Origin of the sequence: Bacillus sp. CGMCC 1.16607 (genome assembly GCF_042683745.1) — a bacterium.
Lineage (GTDB): Bacteria > Bacillota > Bacilli > Bacillales > Cytobacillaceae > Pseudoneobacillus.
The window spans coordinates 1-11410 of record NZ_JBHUJX010000003.1; the positions used below are offsets into that span (position 1 = coordinate 1).

The following is an 11410-nucleotide window of genomic DNA, read 5'->3' on the forward strand; positions in this document are numbered from 1 at the left end:
GGCCGATCACCCTCTCAGGTCGGCTACGCATCGTCGCCTTGGTGAGCCGTTACCTCACCAACTAGCTAATGCGCCGCGGGCCCATCTGTAAGTGATAGCTTGCGCCATCTTTCAGCTTCCCCTCATGTGAGGAAAAGGATTATCCGGTATTAGCTCCGGTTTCCCGAAGTTATCCCAGTCTTACAGGCAGGTTGCCCACGTGTTACTCACCCGTCCGCCGCTAACCAATGGGTGCAAGCACCCAAAGATTCGCTCGACTTGCATGTATTAGGCACGCCGCCAGCGTTCGTCCTGAGCCAGGATCAAACTCTCCAATAAAGTGTTTGATTAGCTCATAAAGTTTACTCTGGCTTACTTCTATGATAGAAGTTTTTTATTTGTTAACGTTTGGTTGTTTAGTTTTCAAAGAACAATAGTTGGAGCGGGTGATGAGAATCGAACTCACAACATCAGCTTGGAAGGCTGAGGTTTTACCACTAAACTACACCCGCATTATAAAGTTTAAATTCTACTGGTCGGGAAGACAGGATTCGAACCTGCGACCCCTTGGTCCCAAACCAAGTGCTCTACCAAGCTGAGCTACTTCCCGATTAAATGGCGCGCCCGAAAGGAGTCGAACCCATAACCTTCTGATCCGTAGTCAGACACTCTATCCAATTGAGCTACGGGCGCATATTCTCTAAAAGCGACTTAATCATAATAACATTTTTAAGTTGTGAATGTCAACATGTTTTTTATTTTATTTTTTTTGGTGCGGCCGAGAGGACTTGAACCTCCACGGGGTTGCCCCCACTAGGCCCTCAACCTAGCGCGTCTGCCATTCCGCCACGACCGCATTTTATAAAATAAGAACATTTATTATGATAACAAATTAATGATCAATTTACAAGTGTTAATAATTGGTGCGGGTGAAGGGAGTCGAACCCCCACGCCTTGCGGCGCCAGATCCTAAGTCTGGTGCGTCTGCCAATTCCGCCACACCCGCATTATTTTTTAAAAAATGGTGAGCCATGAAGGACTCGAACCTTCGACCCTCTGATTAAAAGTCAGATGCTCTACCAACTGAGCTAATGGCTCGTAATAATATTACTGCTGAATAAAGTTTACTTCTCGTATTCGGGCATCTAAGATGTCCCCGCCTCAGGTAGTAATCCAAGAAGCGGCTCGGCGTGTACAACTCGTAGCATATTCATCGTTGAATCGCTCGTTGCTCTACCAACTGAGCTAATGGCTCGTAATAAAATGGCTGGGCTAGCTGGATTTGAACCAACGCATGTCGCAGTCAAAGTGCGATGCCTTACCGCTTGGCTATAGCCCAATAATAAGATATAAATGGCGGTCCCGACGGGAATCGAACCCGCGATCTCCTGCGTGACAGGCAGGCATGTTAACCGCTACACCACGGGACCTAGAGAAATTTCAGCGACTCGTTAGATATCTAAGAGTCGCTGAGTTATTTTGTTACAAGAACAAAATTTAAAACTTTTGTATGACCCATACGGGATTCGAACCCGTGTTACCGCCGTGAAAGGGCGGTGTCTTAACCGCTTGACCAATGGGCCATAATGATATGGCGGAGAAGGAGGGATTTGAACCCTCGCGCCGGTTACCCGACCTACACCCTTAGCAGGGGCGCCTCTTCAGCCTCTTGAGTACTTCCCCATAATGGCTCCGCAGGTAGGACTCGAACCTACGACCGTTCGGTTAACAGCCGAATGCTCTACCACTGAGCTACTGCGGAATAATTCTAGCTTTGTCGAAAAATACTTTGCTTCCCGTTATCGACTCTTTATATTATAAGAACGACTTTCTTGAATGTCAATAAGTAAAAATCATCCTTTACATTCACTCAAAATAAAACATTTACTATCAAGAGTCTACTTCAAAAAAGTTAACGGAATCTGAGTTTAACAGGTAAACTATTTGTTTGTCAACACCGTTACTTTTTTTAACTTCCCCTTACATTTTCCACATACATATTTTTGAATATTCACAGCTCTTTTCCTTTTAAAAACGAGAGAACATCTTGAACAAGAATAGACATAAACTTTTAGACTTCGATTTGTTTCCGGACGATCAGGAAGCTGCCCACAAAATCGGGGTGCACCAACCTGCAACATCAAATTCTTAAAATCTTTGTCTTGATGCATATAGCCCTTCTTTTCTAAATGAAGATGATAGTGACAAAGTTCATGTTTGATGATTCCAATTAGTTCCTGTTCACCTAACTGCTCATAATATCTTTTATTTATTTCGATATTGTGAGTTTGCAAAAGATACCTTCCACCCGTTGTTTTTAACCTTGAATTAAATACGGCTAGATGACGAAACGGCTTTTGAAAAAACTGAAGTGAGATTTTTTCAACTAATGATTGTAATTCCTCATCGGTCATACCGTTTCCTCCCTTTAACATGAACATGACAAACTATTATAGCATAGAATTAAGGTACCAATTTGTTTTTTGTTCTTAGTTAAGGAGGGTTCCTCTTCATGCCTACGTGGTTTCAAAAACAGATAAAAAAAGCTTTTCTTGAAAAAAATCGATACCAAATAAAACTATTAAATCAATGCTGGTTTTTTTACAGAAAAAAGAATAGTTCTTAATATTAAAAACAGTGGGGTTAATTCGTCCCCACTGTTAAATATTTTACTTTATTCATTCGGAGCTAACATGGTTAATGATACTCGTCCCTTTTGCTTATCTACCGAATCTACCCATACAGTAACGATATCGCCTACAGAGACTATGTCTAAAGGGTGCTTAACAAATCGTTTCGTTAATTTGGAGATATGGACAAGACCATCTTGTTTTACACCGATGTCTACAAATGCACCAAAATCTACGACATTTCGCACTGTACCTTGTAACTCCATCCCTTGTTTTAAATCGTCCAGTTGCAGGACGTCCTTTTTTAATAAAGGCGTTGGTAATTCATCACGCGGATCGCGTTCAGGTCTGACTAGAGCATCAATAATATCCTTTAAAGTAAGCTCTCCAATCGAAAGCTCGGATGACACAGACTTTAAGTCTATCAATTGTAAAGCATCTCGCAGCTTCTCTGTCCCCAAATCCTTTGTCGTAAAACCATACTTTTTCAACAATTCTTTGACTACACTGTAATTTTCAGGATGAATTCCTGTTCGGTCAAGCGGTTCCTTTCCATCAATAACGCGTAAAAACCCAATTGCTTGTTCATATGTTTTTGCCCCGAGACGAGGAATTTTCTTTAATTGATCCCGCTTTACGAACTTGCCTTCCTCTTCACGCTTTTTCACAATATTATTGGCGACCGTTTTCGACAGTCCCGCTACATATTGTAATAAGGAAGAAGAAGCCGTATTAACATTTACCCCAACCTGGTTAACCGCTGTTTCTACTACAAAGGTTAAGGAATCCGATAATTTCTTTTGAGATACATCGTGCTGATACTGACCGACCCCAACGGATTTCGGATCAATTTTCACTAATTCCGCTAATGGGTCCTGTAATCTTCGTGCAATGGAAACCGCACTTCGTTCTTCGACCTTAAAGTCCGGAAACTCTTCCCTAGCTAGATCAGATGCAGAATACACACTTGCTCCCGCTTCATTGACAATTAAGTAGTATACTTCTTTCTTTACCTCTTTTAATAATTCTGCAATAAATTGTTCTGTTTCTCTTGAGGCCGTCCCGTTTCCGATTGCAACCATTTCGACATCAAATTCCTTAATAATGTCTAAAGTTTTTTGTTTCGCTGCTTCTGTTTTCGAAACTGGAGGATGCGGATAAATCACATCAATTTTAAGAACCTTCCCAGTATCATCTACAACTGCCAGTTTGCATCCTGTACGGTATGCTGGGTCAACTCCAAGAACAATCTTTCCTTTTAATGGTGGTTGCAATAATAGCTTCCTTAAATTTTCAGAAAAAATATGGATAGCTTGTCCTTCTGCTTTTTCTGTTAGTTCATTTCGAATTTCTCTCTCAATAGAAGGTTGAATCAAGCGCTTATAACTATCTTCAATCGCTTCAATTACTATTTTTGCTGAAATGGAATTAAAATCTTTCGTCCATTTTTTCGATAAAAAGTTTAATACAGATTCTAGCGGTGGTTTAACCAATACTCTTAATACTTCCTCTTTTTCACCTCGGTTTAAAGCTAGGACACGGTGAGGGACTATTTTAGAAATCGGCTCTTCATATTGGTAATACATTTCGTAAATTTTCTTTTCATCCTTCTCTACATCTTTCACATTTGTTTCAATGGAACCATTTTTAAATGTTTCATGACGAATCCACTTACGACTGTCTGCATCGTCAGATATCCATTCTGCGATGATATCCTTCGCTCCTCCAAGAGCCTCTTCAAGACTCGTAACTTCATTTTCGGTCGAAATATATTCTTGTGCCTTTTCTTCTACATTACCTGAGGAAGGAAATGTCATCAGCCATTCTGCCAGTGGTTCTAATCCTTTTTCTTTAGCAATCGTTGCTCGAGTTCGCTTCTTCTGTTTATATGGACGATAAAGATCTTCCACTTCCTGTAACTTCGTCGCTTTAACGATTTGTTTATGTAGTTCATCTGTCAGTTTTCCTTGTTCGCCAATGATTCTTACAACTTCTTCTTTTCGTTGTTCAAGGTTCTGTATGTACTGCCATCTTTCGCTTATATCACGGATCTGAACCTCATCTAGCGCACCAGTTGCCTCTTTACGGTAACGTGCTATAAAAGGAACTGTGTTACCATCCTCTAATAAGTCAATCACATTATTTACTTGTTTCAATGATAGGCTTTGTTCATTCGCAATCTGCTTTAGTAATAGTTCTTTCTTCTCAATGGTTTGTTCCAATTTTCCAAACCTCCAACTCTTTTAAAAACTGTACTTTATCATTGTACCAAAAAATGGGTGAAAATTAAAAAGACAAGCCAATTTGCCTGTCTTTTGCAGATACACCAGTATTTTTTTTATAATATGTATAAAAAACGCTCTCTTGTTAAGAGCAGCGTATTTTCATTTAAAACTCGATGAGACCTAAGCTTATTTGTAAGGCTTCATCCACTTTCTCCATCATTTCGTCATCGAGATGAGTAATCTTATCCGTTAACCTCTGCTTATCAATTGTACGAATTTGTTCTAAAAGAATGACAGAATCTCGTTCAAAACCATAACGTTTCGCATCAATTTCAACATGGGTTGGCAGCTTTGCCTTTTGAATTTGAGCTGTAATCGCTGCAACAATGACTGTGGGACTAAACCGATTCCCGATGTCGTTTTGGATGACAAGTACAGGTCGGACGCCGCCTTGTTCAGAACCAACAACTGGGGATAGGTCCGCAAAATATACGTCACCACGCTTTACATTCAACGGGTTATCCTCCGCTAACTAGACGTTCTACTGTGTGTTCCGCTTCGTACTCTGCAAGGAAAGCTTCCGATGCAATCGTTAAGTTAAGTTTCGCCATTTCCATGTAGCCTCGTCTCATAGCTTCACGAATTTGTCTCTTTTTCCGCTCGCGCAAATACATTTTCGTTGCTTGATAGATGAGTTCGCTTCTGTTTACATTTTCTTGTTTAACAAAACCATCTAACTCATTTAAAAGATGTTGTGGCAATTCCACTAAGATTTCCGTTGTTGCGCTGGATTCAGACACAAACATACACCTCCACCGTCACTACACACCATTGTACTTACCATTTTTAATAATAACATTATTCTTGCCTTCTGGAAAGTCTATTTAAGAATTCCCCTATAAAACAGGCATTTTCAAGAAAGATTTAATCATAACTTAACAATGAATTTTGTAATTCAACCACCTTACCTGATTGAATGTAGATCCTAGGTACTCGGTTCGAAATAATACATGGTACCTCATAATTAATCGTATCTAGCTTTTTAGCAATTTCATTTGAAGATATTCTTTCTTCGGGTTGCTCACCAATTAATGTTACCTTAGTTCCAACAGGAACATAATGAGGGAGCTTAATCATGCATTGGTCCATACAAATTCTCCCGACTATCGGGGCTCTTATTCCATCTACGAGAACTTCTTGCCCTTGCAATTTCCGAATCCAGCCATCTGCATAACCAATAGGCAGAGTTCCTATCCACTCCTCCTCTGTTGATTCATAAGTTATCCCATAACTCACTTTTTCGCCTTTTTGCAGCTTTTTCACGTGGACAATCCGTGAATGGAGACTAAATGCTTCTTTTAAGGAAAAAGGTAAGAGATACTCAATTTCTAATGACGGAGTTAAGCCGTACATCGCAATTCCGATTCTTACGGCATTCCATAAGGCAAACGGAAATCTCAAAGCTGCTGCACTATTACTACAATGAATGATTTTTGGTGTTTCTTGAAAGGATGTTAGGATTTCCTCGAACTTCTTTTGCTGTTCATGTAAGTAGGAGTTGTCTAATTCATCTGCCGTAGCAAAATGGGTATAAACCCCTTCTATTTGGAATCGTGTATCTTGTTTTACAAAATCCTCAATAGCTTTTACTTCTTCACAAGTTCTTATTCCAATCCTACCCATTCCAGTATCAATTTTTATATGAATATTTACTGTTTGATGATCTTCTAAAAAGCTTTGCGACTCTAATAACCAATCGTAATAGAAAACAGTTAGTGTGATATGGTGTTTAACCGCTACTTGTATATCTCTAGGACGACTAGCTCCTAACACGAGAATAGGATCCATAATCCCTTTTTCCCTTAGAGCAATCGCTTCGTCTAAAAAAGCGACAGCAAGATAGGCGGCACCACAATCGATTGCACACTTTGCGACTTGTACAGCGCCGTGACCATAGGCATTTGCTTTCACAACAGCAATGATATTGACTTCATTTGGGATTAATTCCTTTATTGAGCGTATATTTTCTGAAATGGCATCTAAGTTGACTTCTGCCCAAGTATCTCGGTAAAAATAGCCTTGGCCCTCCACTATGGTTCACTTCCTATAGTTAAAAAACTTATTTGTTTCGATTATTGAATGGTTTATGTCAAATGTCAAATGGAAAAAGCCCTAGAAATCGTTTTTTTATAAGAAAAGCGCGGGGCGCCTTGATCAGCCCCGATAAAGAAGACTGGTCGATTGGCGAGAGTAGCGAAGCCAGAGACCTAGTCGCACTTATGCAAACCGTTCTTTGGTTTGCCAAGCAAAGCTTGCCCACCCAGAAAGTCGTTCTTTGACTTTTTGGGTGGCGAACATTTGACCTCGAGGTCGACAAGGGCTCGGGCGTCCTGTCGCATTGTCGACACTAGTACATCCTGTACGTCGGGGCTAGGACGCTTGCGCTGGACAATTTTCGAAGTCCGAAAAAATTATACTTACCTTATAAAGGAAGAAAGCAGACCTTCATTCGAAAGGTCTGCTAATCATTTATCTTATTTTACTCCGTCACCTTGAACAGAACGGGCAACCATAACCATTTCTTCTTTTGTTAGATTATTGGATGCAATCATATAATCAACACCATCTTGCGTCCAAGTAATCGAACGTTCTGTTAGTGCTCCAACAGTAAAGCCTAAGTCAACCGGCTCCCCTTTAACAAATGTTGCTGAACCCATTGTCGGAACAACCTGAGCCATTTCTTGAATGAGTGTATATGATTTTTCCCCATCAAACGTGAGAATCACGCGTTTTCCATCCTCTAAAGCAACTTCCTTTTCTCCAATAAATTCTACACCTGGAATTTCAGCCGTTGGATATTTTACAGAGAATTCTTTTCCAGATACTTCAGCCACTGCTGGTAACCCAATATTCGCACGTGCCATATTCTTTTGCATGTCGAAATCATCTTTATCAAAGCTTGCGTCAAACTTCAAGTTAGAAAATTCAACGGTAACAAGAGCATTGCGATCAGCATCCATTACTTTTACAACTGCAGGTGATAAATCCTTTTTATTCAATTTAATTTCTTGAATTGGAAGCATTTTATTATTTTGATAACGTGTCTTTGTTTCAAATACATAATGATCTTTTGTTGCTTCAAATTTTGCTTCTTTATCTTCTACAATATCTTTGATTAATGATTCATATAAGTAAGCTTGACTACTATTTTGCGGCCAATCACTTTGGAACTTAAAGCTTTTATTTAATGCTGGTGTTAGGACGAATACTCCTTCGTCATTTCTCAAAATCATTTGACTTTGATCTTGCTTCGCATTTTTCAAATTAACCCGGTAATAGGATGGATCTTTATGCCAAATTTGCACATCATATACTTGTGGCTCAGAGCCCATTTGTAGCGTCATTTTGGCATTCACTTTATAGCTGTTTAAATCTTCTAACTTACTATTCAGCGCTTTCACTACATCTTCTTGTGATTTAGCACCACACGCGGCTAATACAAAGATGACCATTAATCCAACGAAAAGCAGGAACAGCTTTCTCTTCATTCCTTCAACCCCTTCTTGTCTCATTTCATATATGAATTTACAAGAGACAACAAGATATACTTTGGAATGCTCGCTCCTTTACCTTGTCTAAAGGTAGGTCTTCCACAGCATAGCCTTGTCTCTCCTACTGCACTATGAATATATGAGACAACCTAAGGGATTATGACGGACATGGATGACAAGCGTTATTTTTTTTGTAATTTCCCCTTAACTTTCAATGACTACTTGGGCAACAGCATAGTCACGGCTATGAGAGATAGAGAGGTGTACCCCATCTTTTATTGGCAAGCAAATATGTGGTTTTCCATTAGTGTCTGACTGGACTTCAATATCAAGAAAGGATAATTCCTTACCAATTCCCGTACCTTTCGCTTTCGCAAAGGCTTCTTTTGCCGCAAATCTTCCTGCTAGAAATTCAATTTTTCGTGAAGGAGTTAATTTTTCAAAAAGCTGTTGTTCGTTTTCAGTCAATATTCGTTGTATAAATTTAGGTTGTCTCTCTATAATGGAGGAAATACGTTCTAATTCAACAATATCAATTCCAATTCCTGAAATCATTCTATATCACCCTTCTAAAAGATTTAATTTTGCATAAACACATAGTAGATAAGAAAAGCGGAAGCGCCTTGATCAGCCCCGATAAAGAAGACTGGTCGATTGGCGAGAGTAGCGAAGCCAGAGACCTAGTCGCACTTATGCAAACCGTTCTTTGGTTTGCCAAGCAAATGCTTCGAAACCCGGAAAGTCGTTCTTTGACTTTTTGGGTTTCGAACATTTGACCTCGAGGGGCTAGGACGCTTGCGCTGGACAAATTTAAAACCAAAAAACAGGGGGCTTACATGTTTACTAGAAAAGAGAGCTTTAAGGAATTTCTTCAATTTTATCCGATTGTTTCTATCCTAGTCATCATTAACCTTGTCTTATTCATTATTGGATACATCCCTTTTTTACCGAGAAATTGGATTTTCGAAACCTTTTCGGGTGTAAATCTCTATGTTGCCGATGGAGAGTATTGGCGTCTTCTAACCCCTATTTTTTTACATAATGGCTTTACCCATCTTCTGTTTAACTGTTTTTCCCTTATCCTTTTCGGACCAGCATTAGAAAGAATTGTTGGAAAGGGAAAATTCATAACCATCTACCTCTTATCAGGAATTGGGGCTAATATCGCAACTTTTCTCATCCAACCGTTAACCTACACCCATGTAGGTTCTAGTGGAGCCATATTTGGATTGTTCGGATTTTATTTAGCGATTATTTCATTAAAAAAAGAAATGCTTTCCCGCGAAAACTCACAACTCATTAAGACAATTGCCATTCTTAGCATCATTATGACCTTTCTCCAACCAAATATAAATGTAACCGCCCATCTATTCGGACTTGTTGCTGGTTATTTAATTGGAGCTGTAATGTTAAAAAAATAAAAATACAAAAAAGAACATGAAATACAATCATGTTCTTTTTAAATGCATTCTATTATCTGCTAAAATTTCTCGGCTTTGATTTACTGCTGCTACTGCTTCCACCATTCCCACTTGGCTTACGACCTTGTCCTTGACGGGATGGGCTTTTCTTACGAGCACTTGCTCCAGCATTGGAGTCTTTATAATTTCTGCGACGATCTTGTTGAGGCTTGCGATCACGTCTTTGTGGTAATGGAGCCTCATCTGTTAGCTTAATTGGTGTTGTATCTGGCTCTTTTGTAAGAATTTTTAACACAGCAGAAACGATTGTTGATGCATCATGTTCTTCTAAAATTTGATCAGCCATGCGTTTATAATATTGAAGGTTATTTCCTTCAATTGCTTGCATGATTTTTTCTAAAGCGGCTTTTTGTTGGCCTTCTAGCGCCTCATCTAAGCTAGGTGGCTTCATGCGCTCCATTTTTCGTTTCGTTGTTCTTTCAACAACCTCTAAATATGATTTCTCACGAGGAGTAATGAATGTCATCGCCATTCCCGATTTACCCGCTCTTCCTGTTCTTCCTACACGGTGAACATAGCTTTCAGGGTCTTGTGGAATATCGAAGTTATACACATGTGTGACGCCTGAAATATCAAGACCACGCGCAGCCACGTCTGTTGCTACTAACACATCAATTGTGCCTTCTTTAAATTTCTTTAGTACTGACATACGCTTTGCTTGGCTTAGATCACCATGAATTCCTTCAGCCGCATAGCCTCTTAAGTTTAGCGCATCTGAAAGCTCATCGACACGACGTTTTGTACGTCCGAAAATGATCGCTAATTCTGGTGATTGAATGTCCAATAATCTTGTTAAAGTATCAAATTTATTGCGTTCTTGTACTTCTACATAATATTGGTCAATAAGTGGAACGGTCATTTCCGTCGTTTTCACTTTTACTACTTCAGGGTTTTTCATAAATGTTTCTGCAATTTTTCTGATTGGACCTGGCATAGTAGCTGAGAAAAGTAATGTTTGGCGCTCTTCTGGAGTTTTTGAAAGAATCGCTTCAATATCCTCAATGAACCCCATGTTCAACATTTCGTCCGCTTCATCTAAAATGACTGTGTGGACATTTGAAAGATTAAGCGTTTTACGGTTAATATGGTCTAATACACGACCAGGTGTACCAACAATAATATGTGGATTTTTCTTTAGGGAACGGATTTGTCTTGTAATATCTTGACCACCGTAAATAGGTAGTACACGAGCCTTTTTACCGTATCCAATTTTGTATAGCTCTTCAGAAACTTGGATCGCTAATTCACGTGTTGGTGCAATGATGATTCCTTGGATGGAGTCACTTTTCATATCAATTTTATCAACTAAAGGAATACCAAATGCAGCTGTTTTTCCTGTCCCTGTTTGCGCTTGTCCGATCAAGTCCTTTTTTTGTAATGCAATCGGAATAGTTTCCGACTGAATGGGAGTAGCTTCTTCAAACCCCATACGTTTAAGTGATTTCATTGTATCTTGACTAATACCTAAATCTTGGAACTTTGCCAATATTTTCATTCTCCTTCGTAAATCTTTTTATATAATCTTGAGTATCGTATCAAGAAAT

The 11410-nt window shown here is 39.4% G+C and carries 10 protein-coding genes, 11 tRNA genes and 1 rRNA gene; 2 read left to right on the forward strand and 20 right to left on the reverse strand.

Going from position 1 to position 11410, the window contains the following annotated elements; translation table 11 throughout:
• From ACFSO7_RS00180 to ACFSO7_RS00240, 13 genes are all read right to left on the reverse strand, one after another.
• A 16S ribosomal RNA gene (locus ACFSO7_RS00180) occupies nt 1-318 on the reverse strand; the annotation flags it as partial.
• 99 nt (nt 319-417) lie between these two features.
• Nucleotides 418-491, reverse strand: a tRNA-Gly gene (locus tag ACFSO7_RS00185).
• Nucleotides 492-512: 21 nt separating this feature from the next.
• Nucleotides 513-589 (reverse strand) — tRNA-Pro (locus ACFSO7_RS00190).
• Nucleotides 590-595: 6 nt separating this feature from the next.
• A tRNA-Arg gene (locus ACFSO7_RS00195) sits at nt 596-672 on the reverse strand.
• A gap of 77 nt (nt 673-749) precedes the next feature.
• Nucleotides 750-835, reverse strand: a tRNA-Leu gene (locus ACFSO7_RS00200).
• 65 nt (nt 836-900) lie between these two features.
• Nucleotides 901-985, reverse strand: a tRNA-Leu gene (locus ACFSO7_RS00205).
• Between the two features lie 16 nt (nt 986-1001).
• Nucleotides 1002-1077 (reverse strand) — tRNA-Lys (locus ACFSO7_RS00210).
• 166 nt (nt 1078-1243) lie between these two features.
• Nucleotides 1244-1318: transfer RNA gene (locus tag ACFSO7_RS00215), tRNA-Gln, on the reverse strand.
• 15 nt (nt 1319-1333) lie between these two features.
• Nucleotides 1334-1409, reverse strand: a tRNA-Asp gene (locus ACFSO7_RS00220).
• 81 nt (nt 1410-1490) lie between these two features.
• Nucleotides 1491-1562, reverse strand: a tRNA-Glu gene (locus ACFSO7_RS00225).
• Nucleotides 1563-1571: 9 nt separating this feature from the next.
• Nucleotides 1572-1662: transfer RNA gene (locus ACFSO7_RS00230), tRNA-Ser, on the reverse strand.
• 4 nt (nt 1663-1666) lie between these two features.
• Nucleotides 1667-1741: transfer RNA gene (locus ACFSO7_RS00235), tRNA-Asn, on the reverse strand.
• Between the two features lie 178 nt (nt 1742-1919).
• A complete protein-coding gene (locus tag ACFSO7_RS00240) occupies nt 1920-2393 on the reverse strand; it encodes a SprT family protein (protein WP_377874286.1) in 474 nt (157 codons plus the stop codon).
• Between the two features lie 98 nt (nt 2394-2491).
• On the opposite strand from ACFSO7_RS00240, the gene cmpA reads away from it, so the two are divergent.
• A complete protein-coding gene (gene cmpA / locus ACFSO7_RS00245; protein WP_377874288.1) occupies nt 2492-2605 on the forward strand; it encodes a cortex morphogenetic protein CmpA in 114 nt (37 codons plus the stop codon).
• Between the two features lie 48 nt (nt 2606-2653).
• Here the strand turns inward: cmpA and ACFSO7_RS00250 are convergent, their stop codons facing one another.
• The 6 genes from ACFSO7_RS00250 to acpS all read right to left on the reverse strand — a co-directional run bounded on the left by ACFSO7_RS00250 (nt 2654) and on the right by acpS (nt 8940).
• The gene (locus tag ACFSO7_RS00250; protein ID WP_377874289.1) at nt 2654-4831 is read right to left on the reverse strand and encodes a Tex family protein; all 2178 of its coding nucleotides are present in this window, start codon (nt 4829-4831) and stop codon (nt 2654-2656) included.
• Nucleotides 4832-4997: 166 nt separating this feature from the next.
• Complete coding sequence (gene ndoA / locus ACFSO7_RS00255) at nt 4998-5348, reverse strand: type II toxin-antitoxin system endoribonuclease NdoA (RefSeq protein WP_377874291.1); 351 nt, start codon at nt 5346-5348, stop codon at nt 4998-5000.
• Between the two features lie 4 nt (nt 5349-5352).
• Nucleotides 5353-5634, reverse strand: a complete 282-nt coding sequence (locus ACFSO7_RS00260; protein ID WP_377874293.1) for a CopG family ribbon-helix-helix protein — start codon at nt 5632-5634, stop codon at nt 5353-5355.
• Nucleotides 5635-5758: 124 nt separating this feature from the next.
• Nucleotides 5759-6925 carry an alanine racemase gene (gene alr, locus ACFSO7_RS00265; protein WP_377874295.1) on the reverse strand — a complete coding sequence of 389 codons (1167 nt, stop codon included), beginning with the start codon at nt 6923-6925 and terminating at the stop codon, nt 5759-5761.
• 443 nt (nt 6926-7368) lie between these two features.
• A complete protein-coding gene (locus tag ACFSO7_RS00270; protein ID WP_377874297.1) occupies nt 7369-8382 on the reverse strand; it encodes a LolA family protein in 1014 nt (337 codons plus the stop codon).
• A 207-nt stretch (nt 8383-8589) separates the two neighbouring features.
• A complete protein-coding gene (gene acpS / locus ACFSO7_RS00275; RefSeq protein WP_377874299.1) occupies nt 8590-8940 on the reverse strand; it encodes a holo-ACP synthase in 351 nt (116 codons plus the stop codon).
• A gap of 281 nt (nt 8941-9221) precedes the next feature.
• Between acpS and ACFSO7_RS00280 the strand changes: the two genes are divergently transcribed.
• Nucleotides 9222-9806, forward strand: coding sequence for a rhomboid family intramembrane serine protease (locus ACFSO7_RS00280; RefSeq protein ID WP_377874301.1), 585 nt, complete (start codon nt 9222-9224; stop codon nt 9804-9806).
• Nucleotides 9807-9858: 52 nt separating this feature from the next.
• On the opposite strand, the gene cshA is transcribed toward ACFSO7_RS00280, so the two are convergent.
• A complete protein-coding gene (gene cshA, locus ACFSO7_RS00285; RefSeq protein ID WP_377874303.1) occupies nt 9859-11352 on the reverse strand; it encodes a degradosome RNA helicase CshA in 1494 nt (497 codons plus the stop codon).
• Between the last annotated feature and the right edge of the window lie 58 nt (nt 11353-11410).